General features: G+C 65.7%; 16 protein-coding genes. 11 read left to right on the top strand and 5 right to left on the bottom strand.

The window, feature by feature from the left end; genetic code table 11:
* A partial coding sequence (locus RT662_RS08240) for an alpha/beta hydrolase (RefSeq protein WP_313670229.1) occupies positions 1 to 750 on the top strand: 750 nt, incomplete at its 5' end.
* On the opposite strand, the gene RT662_RS08245 is transcribed toward RT662_RS08240, so the two are convergent.
* Both RT662_RS08245 and RT662_RS08250 read right to left on the bottom strand, forming a co-directional pair.
* Complete coding sequence (locus RT662_RS08245; RefSeq protein ID WP_313670230.1) at positions 747 to 1538, bottom strand: LytTR family DNA-binding domain-containing protein; 792 nt, start codon at positions 1536 to 1538, stop codon at positions 747 to 749. The genes RT662_RS08240 and RT662_RS08245 overlap by 4 nt on opposite strands.
* A 4-nt stretch (positions 1539 to 1542) precedes the next feature.
* Positions 1543 to 2670: a histidine kinase gene (locus RT662_RS08250; protein WP_313670231.1), complete on the bottom strand. Its 1128-nt coding sequence runs from the start codon at positions 2668 to 2670 to the stop codon at positions 1543 to 1545.
* A gap of 105 nt (positions 2671 to 2775) precedes the next feature.
* Between RT662_RS08250 and RT662_RS08255 the strand changes: the two genes are divergently transcribed.
* The 3 genes from RT662_RS08255 (at position 2776) to RT662_RS08265 (ending at position 5663) form a co-directional block, all read left to right on the top strand.
* The gene (locus RT662_RS08255; protein ID WP_313670232.1) at positions 2776 to 3396 is read left to right on the top strand and encodes a DNA-3-methyladenine glycosylase 2 family protein; all 621 of its coding nucleotides are present in this window, start codon (positions 2776 to 2778) and stop codon (positions 3394 to 3396) included.
* A gap of 12 nt (positions 3397 to 3408) precedes the next feature.
* Positions 3409 to 4218, top strand: coding sequence for an RNA methyltransferase (locus RT662_RS08260; protein WP_313670233.1), 810 nt, complete (start codon positions 3409 to 3411; stop codon positions 4216 to 4218).
* A gap of 68 nt (positions 4219 to 4286) precedes the next feature.
* The gene (locus RT662_RS08265; RefSeq protein ID WP_313670234.1) at positions 4287 to 5663 is read left to right on the top strand and encodes an amidohydrolase family protein; all 1377 of its coding nucleotides are present in this window, start codon (positions 4287 to 4289) and stop codon (positions 5661 to 5663) included.
* A 3-nt stretch (positions 5664 to 5666) separates the two neighbouring features.
* Here the strand turns inward: RT662_RS08265 and RT662_RS08270 are convergent, their stop codons facing one another.
* Complete coding sequence (locus RT662_RS08270; protein ID WP_313670235.1) at positions 5667 to 7169, bottom strand: acetyl-CoA acetyltransferase; 1503 nt, start codon at positions 7167 to 7169, stop codon at positions 5667 to 5669.
* A 95-nt stretch (positions 7170 to 7264) separates the two neighbouring features.
* Between RT662_RS08270 and phhA the strand changes: the two genes are divergently transcribed.
* Positions 7265 to 8113 (top strand): phenylalanine 4-monooxygenase, encoded by an 849-nt coding sequence (gene phhA / locus RT662_RS08275; protein WP_313670236.1) that lies wholly within the window; start codon positions 7265 to 7267, stop codon positions 8111 to 8113.
* Between the two features lie 13 nt (positions 8114 to 8126).
* On the opposite strand, the gene RT662_RS08280 is transcribed toward phhA, so the two are convergent.
* Positions 8127 to 8390 carry a GlsB/YeaQ/YmgE family stress response membrane protein gene (locus tag RT662_RS08280; RefSeq protein ID WP_313670237.1) on the bottom strand — a complete coding sequence of 88 codons (264 nt, stop codon included), beginning with the start codon at positions 8388 to 8390 and terminating at the stop codon, positions 8127 to 8129.
* Positions 8391 to 8495: 105 nt separating this feature from the next.
* Between RT662_RS08280 and RT662_RS08285 the strand changes: the two genes are divergently transcribed.
* From RT662_RS08285 to RT662_RS08305, 5 genes are all read left to right on the top strand, one after another.
* Complete coding sequence (locus RT662_RS08285; protein WP_313670238.1) at positions 8496 to 9365, top strand: alpha/beta hydrolase; 870 nt, start codon at positions 8496 to 8498, stop codon at positions 9363 to 9365.
* 144 nt (positions 9366 to 9509) lie between these two features.
* Entirely contained in the window at positions 9510 to 10901 is a 1392-nt protein-coding gene (locus tag RT662_RS08290) for an efflux transporter outer membrane subunit (protein WP_313670239.1), read from the top strand.
* A complete protein-coding gene (locus RT662_RS08295; RefSeq protein ID WP_313670240.1) occupies positions 10901 to 12034 on the top strand; it encodes an HlyD family secretion protein in 1134 nt (377 codons plus the stop codon). Before RT662_RS08290 ends, RT662_RS08295 begins: the two co-directional genes overlap by 1 nt.
* Positions 12031 to 13572: a DHA2 family efflux MFS transporter permease subunit gene (locus RT662_RS08300; protein WP_313670241.1), complete on the top strand. Its 1542-nt coding sequence runs from the start codon at positions 12031 to 12033 to the stop codon at positions 13570 to 13572. Before RT662_RS08295 ends, RT662_RS08300 begins: the two co-directional genes overlap by 4 nt.
* Before the next feature lie 46 nt (positions 13573 to 13618).
* Positions 13619 to 14449, top strand: coding sequence for a TauD/TfdA family dioxygenase (locus RT662_RS08305; protein WP_313670242.1), 831 nt, complete (start codon positions 13619 to 13621; stop codon positions 14447 to 14449).
* A gap of 65 nt (positions 14450 to 14514) precedes the next feature.
* Here the strand turns inward: RT662_RS08305 and RT662_RS08310 are convergent, their stop codons facing one another.
* Positions 14515 to 15363, bottom strand: a complete 849-nt coding sequence (locus RT662_RS08310; protein ID WP_313670243.1) for an SDR family NAD(P)-dependent oxidoreductase — start codon at positions 15361 to 15363, stop codon at positions 14515 to 14517.
* 157 nt (positions 15364 to 15520) lie between these two features.
* Here RT662_RS08310 and RT662_RS08315 point away from each other — a divergent pair.
* A partial coding sequence (locus RT662_RS08315; protein ID WP_313670244.1) for a beta-lactamase hydrolase domain-containing protein occupies positions 15521 to 15668 on the top strand: 148 nt, incomplete at its 3' end.

The raw sequence follows: 15668 nt of genomic DNA on the forward strand, positions 1-15668 counted from the left end.
AACCCGCAGGTGACCCATACGCCGGCGGGCGATCCGTTCCCGATGGCGGAGGCCAAATTGCCGCCGGTCGATGGCATCATGCTGCTGGCGGCGCATGTCTCGCGCAGCCAGACGTTGACCGAGTGGTTGGACGCTTCGGTGGTCGATGAGAACGGCCCGGTGCGCGATCCGAAGTGGAATCTCTACGATCCGGCGTGTCCCCAGCCGCCCTACAGCGCGGATTTCCTCGCCGAATATGCGGCGCGGCAGGTGGCGCGGTCGAACCGCATCACGGCGTGGGCGGAAGCAACCTTGGCCGAACTCAAGTCCCGCGAAGGCCCACATGCCGAACGCGCCTTCATCGTGCACGGCACAATGGCGGCGCCGTGCTGGCTCGATCCGGCGGTGGACGCCAATGATCGCACCCCCGGCCGCTGCTATCTGGGCGATCCACGCCTGATCAACGATTCACCCGGCGGGTTGGGCCGCTTCACCACACTGCGCTCATGGCTGTCGCAGTGGAGCCTCAAATCCAACGCCTGTTCATTGAAGGTCGGCCACCGCATCCGGCTGCCGGTGCTGGTCGTAGGCAACACGGCCGATGATGCCTGCACGCCCAGCCACACGCGGCGATTGTTCGACTGCGTGGAGAACGCCACATCCCGCGAGCTGCACGAGGTGAAGGGCGCGACGCATTATTATGCGTTCCAGCCGGAGCATCTGAAACAGGCGGCCGGGATCGTGACCGACTGGCTGGGCCGGGCGCTTTAAAGGAAGCGCGCCACCACATCGCGGTAGGAGCGCGAGACCTTCACCTGCGTGCCTGAGCCCAGCACGAGGAAACATTCGCCGTTGGTGTGCGGCTTCACGCTCTTGATATTGTCGAGATTGACGATGGTGGAGCGGTGGATGCGCTGGAACTTCTTCGGATCGAGCCGGCGTTCCAGATCCTTCATCGTCTCGCGCAGAACCAGCGTCTGATCGGCGGTGTAGATGCACATGTAATCGCCGGCGGCATCGATGCGTTCGATATCGCCAACGTCCACCCGGAAGATCTGGCCACGATCCTTGATGTTGATCACCCGTTCAAAGCGTCCGGCCTGCGGTGCATCCGAAAGATCGTCGGGCAGGGCTTCGGGTGCGACTTCGGAAAGGATTTCCTTCAGTCTTTCCGCGCCCTGCGCGCCCTGCTTTTCCGCAAGGCGCTGGCGCACACGCTCGATGGTGGCGGCCAGCCGGTCTTCCTCCACCGGCTTCAGCAGATAATCCACCGCCTGCGCTTCGAAGGCCTTCAGCGCATGCTGGGTGAAAGCGGTGACGAACACGAACAGCGGCGGTTCGATATCGGCCAGGCCGGAAACAACCGAAAAGCCATCGAAGCCCGGCATCTGGATATCCAGGAACACCAGATCGGGCTTCTGCGTGCGGATGGCGCGGATCGCTTCGCGGCCATTGGCACAGCGTTCGATGATCTCGACATCCTCGAACGGCTGCAGCCGCAGTTCGAGGCCCTGGATCGCCAGTGGCTCGTCGTCGACGAGTATGGTGCGAATGGTCATGGCGTTATACTTGGGGAACCAGCACCGGCGTTGCAACCGCTGGCGCGACGGGTTGTGCCGGATTATCGGTCTGGAACGGGATGTCGATCAGCACGATCAGGCCGTGCGGATCATTGTCGGCCAGTTCGAAGCGGTGATCGGCGCCATAGCTTTGCGCCAGCCGCTCGCGGATATTGCCAAGGCCCACATTGGTTCCCGACGCTTCGGCCGGCACCGCGCCCAGGCCGGGGCCAGTATCGGCGATGGTGATCACCAGCCGATCGCCCATGCGCCGCGCGTCCACCAATATGTCCGCCCCGTCTTCGGCCGGGGTGACGGCATATTTGATGGCATTTTCGATGATCGGTTGCAGCAGCAGGCTGGGCAGCCGGGCCTCCATCACGTCGGGTGCGATATCGAACCGGGTGCGCAGGCGGGCTTCGAATCGTGTGCGCTCGATATCGAGATACAGTTTCAGTGCTTCAGCTTCCTGCGCCACCGTCGCCAGGCCCTCGCGTTCACCCACCAGGCTGTAACGGAGGAAACTGGCGAGGCGGGACAGCATGGCATTGGCGCGCTCCGTCTGTTTCAGCAGCACCAGCGTTGAAATGCTGTTCAGCGTGTTGAACAGGAAATGCGGGTTCAACTGATAGCGCAGCATTTCCAGCTGGGCGCTGTTGGCCTGAGCCGCCATGTTGACCATGCGTGCCGATTGTTCGGCCAGCAGCAGATAATAGTTGATGCCATAATAAAGCGCCGTCCATGCGCCGAGCACGGCGAAATCGAGCAGGATGGCGCCGAAGAACTGCACACCCTTGGGCTGCCAATCCGGCTGATAGAAGGTGGCGTGCGCCCACACTTCCAGCACCGAGAACAGCCCCGAAGCGCCGATCAGCAGCATGGCGGTGAGCGTCCAGGTCCAGATCGGCTTCACGGCGATCAGGCGGCGATAGGCGGCCGACAGCAGCAAGGTGATGGAAAAGCCGGTGGCGGTCACGATGATCGCTGGCACCACGAAGTTGAGGCCCATTGAGTTGGCCAGCCCCGACAGGGCGCGCAACATCAGATAGGCAAACCAGCCGCCGCCCTGCAAGATCCAGAAGGCGCGGTTCTTGTCGCGGAAAAAGCCTTGGCGGACGGGCGGTTCAACCATGGACGCACCATAGCGACATGGGGCGAAAAGGCCAAACTGGCGGTTTCCGGACGCCACCATCTGCCTGTCTGGCCAGCCGGGCGCGGGCCGGCTAGGCTGGTGCGCATGGGACTTTCCGCCGAACAACTGCACGCCTGTCTGCAGGCGCTGGCCGCCAATCATTCGCCGGTGGCCGAAGCGTTGGCCAGCCATGGCATGCCCGAGCCTCGTTTGCGGCCACGCGGCGCCGGCACGATGATGCGGGCGATCGTGGCGCAGCAGGTGAGCACCAAGGCCGCCGCCAGCATCTGGAACAAGCTGGAAGCCACGTGCGGCGGCGACATGGATGATCTGGCGCGCGTCGCGGCGACGCCGTTCGAGGTGCTGCGATCGGCCGGGCTGTCGGGACAGAAAGCCAGCTATGTCCATGCGCTGGCCGAAGCGGTGGCGAGCGGGCAGATCGACTTCGGCGCGCTGCCGGACGAGGACGAGGCAGCGATTGCGCTGCTGTCGTCGATCAAGGGCATTGGGCGCTGGTCGGCGGAGATCTATCTGCTGTTTGCCGAAGGCCGGCCCGATGTGTTCCCGGCCGGCGATCTGGCCTTGCAGATCCAGTTGGGTCGGATGCTGGGTGAGGAGGCGCGGCCCACCGAGAAGCGCGCGCGGGCTTTGGCCGAACCAATGCGCCCGCACCGGGGCGCGCTCTCCATCCTGCTTTGGCACAATTACAATATCGTCGCGCTCTGATATGGGCCTCTGATGCAGCCGCGCATCACCGATATTTCCTCGCCGTCCAACCCGGTATTGAAGGCCCTGAAAGCCCTGTCCGACAAGCGCGGGCGGCGCGAGGCGGGGCAGTTTCTGGCCGAAGGGCTGCGCGTCTGCACTGAGGCGCTGGAAGCCGGCATTGTGCCCGAAACCCTGCTGTTCACGCCCGAAGCCGAACGCCATCCGCTGACCCAGGCGCTGATCGACGCGACATGGGATCTGCGCGGCACCATCCTGCGCACCACCCCCGATCTGATGCAGCGGTTGACCGGCAAGGACAATGCACAAGCCGTGGCCGCCGCCTATCCCATCCCCGATATTTCACTGGACCGGATCGACCGCGGCACCGCGAAACTGTGGTTGGTGGCGGAGAATCTGAAGGACCCCGGCAATTTCGGCACCATGCTGCGCACCTGCGATGCCACTGGCGCAGGCGGGGTGATATTGCTCGACCAGTCGTGCGACCCGTTCAGCGTGGAGGCGGTGCGCGCCAGCATGGGGGCGCTGTTCAGCCGCCAGGTGGCGCGGGCGACCGGGCCGGAGTTTTTCGCGTGGTTGCGGCAGGGGCCGGCCCATCTGGTGGGCGCGGCGCTCACCGATCAGGCAGTGGATTATCGCGCGCACGCCTACCAGGCGCCGTGTTTCCTGCTGATGGGCAACGAACAGGCCGGGCTGCCGGCGGATTACACCGCGCAATGCGACGCGGTGGTGAAACTGCCGATGCTGGGCACCGCTGACAGTCTCAATGTCGCCGTATGTGCCGGCGTGCTGCTCTATCATGCGCTTGATCAGCTTGGATGACAGTTCGTTAGCTTGACGCTCCCGTTGCTGCGGCCCACGGCTGGCGCATAACAGGGGAGTCTTCAACCATGCGTGCCATCACCCTTTTCCTTGCGGGCCTGCTGGCCAGTGCTGCCGCAACGGCCGCGCCCATCACCGCGCTGGTGGGCGGGCGGCTGATTGACGGGCAGGGCGGGCCACCGTTGGCCAATAGTGTGATCCTGGTTGATGGCGAACGCATCACCGCCATTGGCACGGTCGCCACCCTGCCGGTGCCGGCCGGCGCCACCGTGGTTTCCACCGAAGGCATGGATGTGCTGCCCGGTCTGTGGGACATGCACGTCCACCTGATGATCAACGGCCACGCCGATTACACCCATTGGGACAAGGCGTACCTGTCCCGCTTCGGCCCCGAAATCATGCCGGCCAGCGCCGTGCAGCTGCTGCTGGCCGGTGTCACCAGCGCCCGCGATCTGGGTGGCCCGCTGGCCGAAAGCATCGCCATCCGCGAGGATGTGAAGGCCGGCCGCAAGCCCGGCCCGCGCCTCTATGTGTCCGGGCCGTTCCTGCAGAAGAAGGCCTATCCCGGCACCGAGGCCTTCCGCTGGGGCGTGGACAACGCCGAGGACGCCCGTGCCAAGGTGCGCAAGCTGAAGGCCGCCGGTGTCGATATCATCAAGCTCGTCGATCAGGACGAAGTGGGCGAAGCCACCACCCGCGCCATTGTTGAGGAAGCGCACAAGCTGGGCCTGAAAGTGGTGGGCCACAGCCATTTGCCCGATGAAATCCGCATCGGCCTGAAAACCGGCATCGACAATTTCGAACACACCGGGCTCGGTGCGGCGCCGAAGTATCCGGATGACATCATGGTGGCGCTGGAAGCCCGCGCTGCCGAAGGCCGGGTGCGCGGCAACCCGCTGTATTGGACGCCAACCATCAGCGGCCTGTTCAACCATGGCAATCTGCTCGCCAACCCCGAAAAGCTGGACGATGCCTGCTGGGCGCGCGGGCTGAAGCCCGATACCGTCGCCGACATCAAGGCCTCGCTGAAGGATGTTTCGGCGCTGGAATACAACCAGCTCACCCCGCGCCGCAAACCGACGCTGGACACCAAGTTCGCGCAGCTGCGCAAGGCTGGCGCCATCCTGCTGATCGGAACCGACAGCGGCATCCCCACGGCCTTCCACTGCCAGACGACCTGGAACGAGCTGGATGTGTGGGTGAACGGCCTGAATGTGCCAGCGATGGAGGCAATCCAGGCCGCGACCTACTGGCCGGCCAAGTTCATGGGCGTGGAAAAGGACAGCGGCACCATCGCTGCGGGCAAATATGCCGACATCATCGCCGTGCGCGGCGACGTGCTGCGCACGATCGCGCTGCTGCAGAACCCCACCCACATCATGAAGGGTGGCACGCTCTATAAGCAGGGCGGCGTGGTCAACGAGGCGGCACTGGCGCCGCGTTGAGGTTCAGGCGAACCGCCAGCGCTGCAGGCCGTCGTCACCCACGCTCACCGCGCCGGGCAGGCTGATGGGGTGGGCATCGAGGCTGAGCAGGGTGGCCAGCGCGTCGGCATCGGCGATGTCGATCTTGCCGAGGGTGCGGGCGCCGTCGGGCGTGCGGCCAACCACGCTGCCGTGGCTGGGCTGGCCGTCGCGGCCGAAGACGATGCTGTAGGTTTCAAGGGCGGCTGGCCCGGCGTAGGCGCCGTCATAGGGCGGCACGTCGGCGCGCGCGTCTTCGGCAACGTCCTGCACATCCTTGTTCAGCATCAGCCAGGCCGGTTCGGCCGGGCGGTTGCCGATCACCAGCGCGTGATGCTTGGTGACATAGCCGCCCTGGCCATAGAGCAGCGCCTGATCGGCGGGCCGATCGCGCAGGGAGCGCACCATCGCGCAGGTGGAGTGCAGCATGTAGCAGTTGAGACCAGCGCCGGCGAAGCTGAGCCCGCCCATCACGGAGAGCGGCACATCGGGGCCAAGGCCCAGCGTGCGCCGCGCCATTTTTGGCACGGTCGGGAAGCAGGAATAGAGCTCCACCCGGTCAAAGCCGTTCGGGGCAATCCGCATGGCCTGACCCAGAACGGCATCCTGCGCGCAGCTGTGCACATATTGATCGCGCTTCAGATAATCCATGTGCTCGCCCGCCGACGCGCCGCCGTGGACATGGATGATGCGATCTTCGGGGATGCCGGCAGCGCGGGCCGCGGCAAGCGTCGTCATCAGCACGGCGGCAGCGGCGTTGACATTGTTGTTGGCCACCATGCGCTTGGTATAGGGCCAGCAGATCATGCGGTTGTCGTCAGACACCGTGGTGATTTCATCGGCGCTGAACGATTTGCGGCCCCAGGCGAACGGGTTGGTGGCGGCAACGGCGCTGATCCGTTCATAGGCCGCGCCGCTTTCGGCCAGCGCCTGCCGCGGCGTGAGGCCCCAGGCCGCCACCGTGGCATTTTCATACAGCGGATAGATGTGGATCGGCTGGAAAATGCCATGCTGCATGCCGAGCGGGGTGACATGATCGGACGGGATGATCGGGTTTTCCGGCGTTTTCGACGGCGGCGTCCACGGCAGTTCGATGCCGGCGGCTTTTGCCTTGGCCACGGCGTTTTGTGCTTCGCCGCCGGTGATCACGGCGACCACGCTGTTGCCGTTCATGATGCGCAGTGCGGCTTCGTGGATCTTGGTTGTCGGGGTCTCGCCGCCAACGATGGCATAGACGGCGCGCGGCGGCGTGATGCCCAGGCGCTCTGCCAGCCGCGCCGCCACCCGGTCATAGCGCCACGAAACAAGGTTGATCACATCCAGGCTGTCGATGCGATCCAGAAAGCCGCCGCCGGCATCGGCATCGGCCGCGCGCACGGCTGCTTCCATCAGCGCCAGCGGTTCCAGCGCCAAAGCCGGATCGGCAGGCCGGTCGAGAAATTCGCCTACCCCGATGATCACCGGTGTGCGTTCGGCTGGCAGTGACATGACTTCTTCCCCGCAAATTGCCGCTTGGTGATACAGGCTGGCCGCGCTGCCGGGAAGCACTCGCGAGGGGAGCGCACCCCTGCTACAATCGCGGGGTGAGAGACTCTGCCCCTTCGCCCGATTGGACCATCCCGCAGGATTGGGCCCATTTCACCGCCACCGATCACCGCGTGTGGGATCATCTGTTCGACCGGCAGACGCGGCTGCTGCCCGGCCGGGTCGCGCCGGAATTCCTCGATGGATTGAAGCGGCTTGATCTCACCCGCCCCGGCGTGCCGGATTTTGCCCGGTTGAATGATGAACTGATGGCGCTGACCGGCTGGCAAGTGGTGGCGGTGCCGGGCCTGGTGCCCGATGCAGTGTTTTTCGATCATCTCGCCAACCGGCGTTTCCCGGCCGGCAATTTCATCCGCCGGCCCGACCAGCTGGATTATCTGCAAGAGCCTGACGTGTTCCACGACGTGTTCGGCCATGTGCCGCTGCTCGCCCACCCGGCCTTTGCCGATTACATGCAGGCCTATGGCCGCGGCGGGCTGCGGGCGCTGGAATATGGGGCCATCGACCGGTTGTCGCGGCTTTATTGGTACACGGTGGAATTCGGGCTGATCCGGTCAGAACAGGGCCTGGCGATCTATGGCGCCGGCATCGTTTCCAGCCATGGCGAAACGTTGTTCGCGCTGGACAGCGCCAGCCCCAACCGCCTCGGCTGGACGCTGGAACGCGTGCTGAAAACGCCGTACCGGATCGACGATTTCCAGCAGAATTACTTCGTCATCGCCAGTTTCGATCAGCTGTTGAAGGTGACGCTGGAAACGGATTTCGGCCCGTTTTATCAGCGGCTGGCCGGCGACCGGGATATCCCCATCGCCGCCATCCTGGCCGATGATGTGGTATTCACCCGCGGTGACCAGAGCCACGTGGCGGGTGTGCGCCAGCCGGCCTGATTCAGCGCCAGAGTCAGCGAACGCTGCCGCGCCGCACCAGATTGACGATCCCCAGCAGCACGACCGCGCCGACAACTGCCACAAGCAGGCCGGTGATGGAGAAATTCTGCACCGATCCGACAATGCCGAACTGGTTGAGCAGGAAATTGCCCAGCACCGAACCAACGCAGCCGACGACGATGTTGAGGAACAGCCCCATGCTGTCGTTGCGGTTCATCATCATGCTGGCCAGCCAGCCGGCGATGCCGCCCACGATCAATGCCACGATCCAACCCATGCTATCTCTCCTCTGGATGGCAACTGGCCATCGCGTTTATTTTCCGAGCAGGTTGTAACGCCCCAAACGCTGGTCTGTTCCCTGGCATCATGGCAAAGGGCGGAAATGATCGATCTCGGCCCCACTTCCCACAGCTTCATTTCTCAGCGCATGCGGCTGCATTATTGCGATTGGGGCAATCCGGAGGCGCCGCCGCTGCTGTTGCTGCACGGTGGCCGCGACCACGCCCGCAGCTGGGACTGGACGGCGCGCGAACTGCAGCGCGATTGGCACATCATCGCGCCCGATTGGCGCGGCCACGGCGATTCGGCCTGGTCGGGCGACGGCGATTACAACACCCACGCCCATGTTTATGATCTGGCGCAGCTGGTGCATCAGCTCAAACTGGCGCCGGTGACCATTGTGGCCCATTCGATGGGCGGCAATATCGCGCTGCGCTATGCCGGCCTCTATCCCGAACTGGTGAAGAAGCTGGTGGCCATTGAAGGCCTGGGCCCATCACCCAAGATGCTGGCCGAACGCCGGAAGAGCGATTTTGCCACCCGCGAGCGCGAATGGATCGAAGCCAAGCGCGCCGCCGCTGCCCGCCAGCCCAAGCGCTATGCGACGCTGGAAGAGGCGTTCGCGCGCATGATTTCAGAAAACAGCTTCCTGTCCGAAGAACAGGCCCGCCACCTCACCATCCACGGCACCCACCGCAACGAGGATGGCAGCTACAGCTGGAAGTTCGACAATTATCTTCACCTGCCGTGGGCGCACGACACCAATCCGGAACTGGTTGCCCAGCTGTGGAGCCGTATCACCTGCCCGACGCTGCTGATGTATGGTGAAAAAAGCTGGGCGTCGAACCCGGTGGACGATGGCCGCATCGAACATTTCGCCACCGCCCGGGTGGTGACGTTCGAAAACGCCGGCCACTGGCTCCACCACGACCAGTTTGATCGGTTCGTGGCAGAGCTGCGGGCGTTCCTGTAATCCCTGCCGTCCCTGGCTGCGACAAGCAGCGCGCCCGCTCATGACGAGTGTGAGGTTGACGGGCAATTGAGCAAGGCTCAAAGCCGCCTTGGTCTTCTCTCGTCCGGATTGGCTCTCGTGCGCCGCTCGCTCTCCACCCTGCTCATGGCTGCGGCCCTTGCCGCCTGCGCCGTGCCGCCCAAGCTGGGGCCAGCGCCGGTGCCGCGCGCGCCGGCCTCGGCGGCCAGCACGGTCACCCTTTCCGGGAAGGGCCAGACCGACTGGCCGGCGGCGGATTGGTGGCAGGCCTGGGGTGATCCGCAGTTGAGCGCGCTGGTGGCCGAAGCGCTGGCCGGCAATCCCGACATGGCCGCTGCCGAAGCCCGCGTTGCCGCCGCCGATGCCGCCGCGCGCCAGAGCCGGGCGACACTGCTGCCATCCCTGACCGGCAATGCCAGCCTTGGCGGCCAGCAACTTTCCCGCAATCTTGGCATTCCGCCGCAGTTCGTGCCGCCGGGCGTGCTCGAATCGGGGCTGATCAATCTGCAGGCCGGCTGGAGTCTCGATCTGTGGGGCCAAGGCCGGGCCCAACTGCGCGCCGCCCGGCGCGAGGCCGAAGCGGTGGCGGTGGAGCGGGCGCAGGCACGGCTGTTCCTGGCGGCCAGCGTGGCGGCGGCCTACGCCGATTTCGGCGCCGCGCTTGACCGCCTGGCCGTCACCCGCGACGCGCTCGCCATCCGCCGGCAGACGCTGGATCTGACCGCCAATCGTGTGACGGCGGGCCTCGACAATGACGGCGCCCGCGCCCAGGCCGCGACCCGGCTGGCGCTGGCACAAAGCGATCTGGTGGCGGCTGCCGCCCAGGTGACGGCGGCGCGGCGACGGCTGGCGCTGCTGCTGGGCGCCGGGCCGGATCGCGGGTTCAGCATCACGCCGCCCAGCATCAAGCCGCTGCCGCCCGGCCTGCCTGATGGCGTTTCCATCAATCTGGTGGCGCGCCGGCCCGATATCGTTGCCGCGCGCTTGCGCGCCGAGGCAAGCGGTGCCCGCGAAATGGCGGCCGGCCGCGCCTTCCTGCCCAATCTGACGCTGAACGCCACCATCGGCCAGCAGAGCCTGGGCTTTGGCAAGCTGCTGGAAGGCAACAGCCTTTATGCCCAGTTCGGCCCGGCGTTGAGCCTGCCGATCCTGGATGGCGGCCGCCGCGCCGCCGAAGCGCGCAGTGCCCGTGCGGCGCGGGTGGCGGCAGTGGCCGTGCATGATGCGGCCCTGCTGCGCGCGTTGAATGAAGTGGCCGATGCTGCCGGCGCGGTGACGGCGCTGGGCTTGCAGCGCGAGGTTCTCACGCAGGGGCTGGCCGAAGCGGAGCGCGCCCGCAAGGTGGCGGCGCTGCGTTACGACGCCGGGCTGTCGAACCAGTTGCTGGTGCTCACCGCCGATGATGCCGTGGTCACCGCCCGGCGCACGCTGGCCGATGTGGATGCCTTTCGCCTTGCTGCCGATGTTGCGCTGGTGCGCGCGCTGGGCGGCGGCTTTCGGGAACAGGAGGGCCAGTGATGGCTGATATGGCTAACCCGGCAATCGAAACGCCGGCTGCAACCGGCAACCCCAAGCGCGCCCGCGCCCTGCGGGTGCTGGGCGGGGTGGTGGTGATCGCCGCGCTGCTTGGCGGCCTGTACTGGACGATCTTCTCCCGCGGCCGGGTCGAAACCGACAACGCCTATGTGGGCGGCGACACCGCGCTGGTGACGCCGCAACTGGCCGGCACCGTGACGGCGGTGAAGGTGGGCGGCACCCAGGCCGTGCAGGCTGGCGATGTGTTGGTGGTGCTGGACGATGCCGACGCGCGCATTGCCGTGGCGCAGGCCGAAGCGGCGCTGGCGCAGGCGCGGCAGCGTTATGGCCAGGCTGGCGCCATGGCCGATGCGGCTGCGGCACGGGCGGCCGGCCGCACGGCCGAGATTGCCTCGGCGCGCAGTCGCCTTCTGGAGGCCGAAGCCCTGCTGGCCCGCGTGAAGGGCGAATTTGATCGCCGCCAGACGCTGGCCGGCAGTGGCGCGGTGTCGAACGAGGAGCTGGGCGCGGCGCGGGCTGCGCTGGCGGCTGCCATGGCCACCCGCGATGCGGCGCGCACCGCCGTTGCCGCCGCGCAGGACACCGCGCGGTCGGCAGCCGGTGATGCGGCGGCGGCTGCCGCAATGGTGCGGGGCACGACCCTTTCCACCGCGCCCGACATTCGCGCAGCGGAAGCCGCGCTGGCCAGGGCGAAGCTCGATCTGGATCGCACCGTGATCAAGGCGCCGGTCGCCGGCATCGTCACCAACCGCAACGTGCAGATCGGCCAGCGCGTCGCTGCCGGGGCGCCGTTGATGACATTGGTGCCAACGGTTGGCCTGTTCGTCGACGCCAATTTCAAGGAAAGCCAGCTCAAGACCATCCGCCTCGGCCAGATGGTGGAGCTGGAATCCGATCTTTACGGCGGCAGCGTCACCTATCGCGGCAAGGTGGTCGGCATGGCCGGCGGCACCGGTGCGGCTTTTGCGCTGATCCCGGCGCAGAATGCCACCGGCAACTGGGTGAAGGTGGTGCAGCGCCTGCCGGTGCGCATCGCGCTGGATGACGGCGAAGTGAAAGCGCATCCGCTGCGGGTTGGCATGTCAATGACGGCGGTGGTGGACACGCGCGAATGAGCGAGGCCGAAGCCGCGCCAGCGCCGCCGGAACCGCTGACCGGCAGTACGCTGTGGCTGACCGCCTTCACCATGGCGCTGGCCAATTTTACCGTGGTGCTGGATACCACCATCGCCAACGTGAGCGTGCCGCACATCGCCGGCAGCCTGGCGATCGCGCCGGCGCAGGGCACCTGGGCGATCACCAGCTATTCCGTTGCCGATGCCATTTCGGTGCCGCTGGCTGGCTGGCTGGCGCTGCGCTTTGGCACGGTGCGCTGGTTCCTTGTCTCGCTGGCGGGTTTCGGCCTGTTTTCGCTGTTGTGCGGTCTGTCGCAGAATATCGAAGGCCTTGTGCTGTTCCGCATCTTGCAGGGCTTTGCCGGCGGGCCGCTGATGCCGCTGTCGCAAGCGCTGCTGGTGGTGATCTTCCCTCCGAAACAGCGCGGCGCCGCCATCGGCTTGTGGGCGGCCACCACCACGGCGGCGCCCATATTGGGCCCGATCCTGGGCGGGCTGATCTCCGACAACATGTCGTGGCACTGGATCTTCTTCATCAACCTGCCGGTGGTGGCGCTGTGCTTCATCGTGATTTCGCGGATGATGAAGCCGTTCGAAACCACCATCGCCCGCCAGCCCATCGACGTCGTCGGCTTCATCCTGCTTGTGATCGGCATCGGCGCCTTCCAGATCATGCTGGATACCGGGCGCGAACATGACTGGTTCGAATCCAACCGGATCATCGCGCTGGCCGTGATCGCCGCTGTTGGCACGGTTGCCTTCATCATCTGGGAACTCACCGATGATCACCCGATCGTCGATATCCGCATCTTCCGCCATCGCGGCTTTGCCATGGCGACCGGCGTCGTTTCCCTGGTGTTCGGCAGCTTCTTTGCCATCGTCGTGCTCACGCCGCTGTGGCTGCAATCGACGCTGGGTTATACCGCCAGCCAGGCCGGCAACACGGTGGCGTGGATCGGGGTGATGGCGGTGGGCATGGCGCCGATTGCCGGCCTGCTGCTGACCCGGGTCGATCCGCGCATCACGGTCAGCGCCGGGGTGGCGTGGCTGGGCGTGGTCGCCTTGATGCGCACCACCTGGTCCACGGAAAGCGACTATTTCGCGCTGGCGCTGCCGCATTTCCTCACCGGATTCGGCATGCCGTTCTTCTTCATCGGTTTGACCAGCCTGGCGCTGGGCAGCGTGAAGGACAGCGAATATGTCTCCGCCGCCGGTATCATGAGCTTTGTACGCACCTTGTGCGGGGCGATCGGCGCGGCCATCGCCACCAGCAGTTGGGAGAATGAATCCCGCCATGTCCGCACCGCGCTGGTGGACAGTTTGAACGGTGCGGAGACGATGGTGCAGAAGATGCAGGGCGCCGGCATGTCGGCCGAACAGGCGCGCGGGGTGATCGAACGCATGGTGGATGTGCAGGCGGCGACCGTGGCCAACCTCCACATCTATTCCAACGCCGGCGTCCTTTTCCTGATCGCGGCGGCGGCGGTGTGGCTGATTCCGCGCGTCAACGTCACCGGGCCGGCCGCACCGGGCCATTGACGGCCGCCCGCTGGGGCTGCCAGCATTGGCGGGAAGGGGAAAGATGATGCACGTCGAACCAAGCGGTCAGGCCTGTGGCGCCGTGGTGACGGGGGTTGATCTGGCGGCTCCGCTGGCGCCCCAGGATGTTGCCGCCATCCGCGCGGCCTGGCTGCAACATCATGTGCTGGCCTTCCCCGATCAGCACCTGTCTGACGATGATCTGGAGCGCTTCACCATGGCCATGGGCGGCTTCGGCGAGGACCCGTTCATCGCGCCCATCCCCGGCCGCACCCACGTGATCGCCATCCAGCGCGATGCGAATGAAACCGCGCCGATCTTTGCCGAGACTTGGCATACCGATTGGAGCTTCCAGGCCCGCCCGCCGGCCGGCACCTGCCTCTATGGCCTCACCATCCCGCCAGCGGGCGGCGACACGCTGTTTGCCAATCAGCACCTGGCGCTCGATGCGATGCCGGCGGAATTGCGGGCGCGCATCGAAGGATTGGTGGCCATTCATTCGGCGCAGAAGGCCTATGCGCCGGAAGGCTTCTACGGCGCCGGCGATAAAGGCCGCAGCATGACGATCCGGCCTTCGGAAGCGGCGCGGGCGACGCAGCAGCATCCCTTCATCCGCCATCACCCCGAAACCGGCCGCAAAGGCCTGTTCGGTTGCCTGGGCTATATCATCGGCTTTGAAGGCATGAGCGAGGAAGAGGCGCTGCCGCTGCTGGTGGAGCTGTATCACTGGCAGGGGCAGGAGCAGTTCCAGTATCGCCATCGCTGGCAGAAGAACATGCTGGTGATGTGGGACAATCGATCCGTGCTGCACGCGGCCACCGGTGGCTATCAGGGCCACGCCCGATTGTTGCACCGCACGACGATCGCGGCTGCCTGACCTCAAGATGTCGTCACCCCGGCGAACGCCGGGGTGACGGGGTAGGTCTGGCAGTTCCGGGAAGTTCAGTGCCGCGGCGTGCGCCCCCTGATCTTGTCGAAACCGGCCTTGATCGCGGCAAAGCGCAGATCGACGCCGCCTTCGAAATTGTTGTCGGTGAAGATATAGGGCCAGTCGCCCTCGATACCCTCCACCACAAGTTCACCGACATAAAGCGGATCGATGCCGTTCTGGATGGCCTGGGTGGCCATCACGGCAAATTCGTTCGGCAGCGCGGTGGGATCGGGCAGGGCGATCTGGCCCACAAGGCGTTCGGGGATCGCGCGGGCCGATTCCATGATGCGGGTGCGGATGAAACCGGGGCACAGCACCGACACGCCGATACCCCTCGTGGCCAGCGTCGGCCGCAGCCCTTCCGAAAGCGCGACCACGCCATATTTGGTGACATTGTAACCCGGCGCCACGGCGGCCACGAGCCCGGCCATCGAGGCGGTGGACACGATCTGGCCGCCTTCACCATGCGATTCCATCAGCGGCCCGAAGATCTCGATACCCCACACCACGCTCATCAGGTTGACGCCGATCACCCAGTCCCAGCTGGCATCGCTCCATTCACCATAAGTGCCGCCGCCGCCCACGCCAGCATTGTTGACGAGGATATGCACCTTGCCGAACCGCGCGATGGTGGCATCGGCGGCCTTTTGCAGTTCGTCCTTCAACGATACGTCGGCGCGCACGCCGGCCACATCGGCATTGGTCGCCGCCAGCCGCGCCACCAGCGCATCGAGCGCGTCCTGCTCGATATCGGCCATCATCACCTTCACGCCGGCCTGCGCCAGCGCTTCGGCGATACCCAGCCCGATGCCCGATGCCGCGCCCGTGACGAAGGCGACCTTGCCCACCAGATCCTGCATATTGCGTGCTCCTTGTTGCGCTTCAGAATAGGCTGCGGCGGGCTGCAGCCAACTGTCACAAGCAAGGGCGCTGCCGTGTTGCAAGGCCAGATGCCAGGACCATAACTCGCACCATCCCCTATTGAGCCCCGGCGCCACTGGGCCTAACCTCGTGCGTATGTTCACCCGTATCACCCAAGGCGTCTCCGTCGCGCCGCAAATCGCTTCCGATGATGTGGCGCTTGCCGCCGCACAGGGTTTCCGCACCATCGTCAACAACCGGCCCGATGGTGAGAGCCTGGATCAGCCGCCGGGCGCGGACATCG

Source organism: Sandarakinorhabdus sp. (assembly GCF_032115815.1).
Classification (GTDB): domain Bacteria; phylum Pseudomonadota; class Alphaproteobacteria; order Sphingomonadales; family Sphingomonadaceae; genus Sandarakinorhabdus.

Excerpts from the sequence above, each read along its gene's own strand:
- RT662_RS08245 (WP_313670230.1), bottom strand. The coding sequence starts at position 1,538 with ATGACCATTCGCACCATACTCGTCGACGACGAGCCACTGGCGATCCAG.
- RT662_RS08250 (WP_313670231.1), bottom strand. The coding sequence starts at position 2,670 with ATGGTTGAACCGCCCGTCCGCCAAGGCTTTTTCCGCGACAAGAACCGC.
- RT662_RS08255 (WP_313670232.1), top strand. The coding sequence starts at position 2,776 with ATGGGACTTTCCGCCGAACAACTGCACGCCTGTCTGCAGGCGCTGGCC.
- RT662_RS08260 (WP_313670233.1), top strand. The coding sequence starts at position 3,409 with ATGCAGCCGCGCATCACCGATATTTCCTCGCCGTCCAACCCGGTATTG.
- RT662_RS08265 (WP_313670234.1), top strand. The coding sequence starts at position 4,287 with ATGCGTGCCATCACCCTTTTCCTTGCGGGCCTGCTGGCCAGTGCTGCC.
- RT662_RS08270 (WP_313670235.1), bottom strand. The coding sequence starts at position 7,169 with ATGTCACTGCCAGCCGAACGCACACCGGTGATCATCGGGGTAGGCGAA.
- RT662_RS08280 (WP_313670237.1), bottom strand. The coding sequence starts at position 8,390 with ATGGGTTGGATCGTGGCATTGATCGTGGGCGGCATCGCCGGCTGGCTG.
- RT662_RS08285 (WP_313670238.1), top strand. The coding sequence starts at position 8,496 with ATGATCGATCTCGGCCCCACTTCCCACAGCTTCATTTCTCAGCGCATG.
- RT662_RS08290 (WP_313670239.1), top strand. The coding sequence starts at position 9,510 with ATGGCTGCGGCCCTTGCCGCCTGCGCCGTGCCGCCCAAGCTGGGGCCA.
- RT662_RS08295 (WP_313670240.1), top strand. The coding sequence starts at position 10,901 with ATGGCTGATATGGCTAACCCGGCAATCGAAACGCCGGCTGCAACCGGC.
- RT662_RS08300 (WP_313670241.1), top strand. The coding sequence starts at position 12,031 with ATGAGCGAGGCCGAAGCCGCGCCAGCGCCGCCGGAACCGCTGACCGGC.
- RT662_RS08305 (WP_313670242.1), top strand. The coding sequence starts at position 13,619 with ATGCACGTCGAACCAAGCGGTCAGGCCTGTGGCGCCGTGGTGACGGGG.
- RT662_RS08310 (WP_313670243.1), bottom strand. The coding sequence starts at position 15,363 with ATGCAGGATCTGGTGGGCAAGGTCGCCTTCGTCACGGGCGCGGCATCG.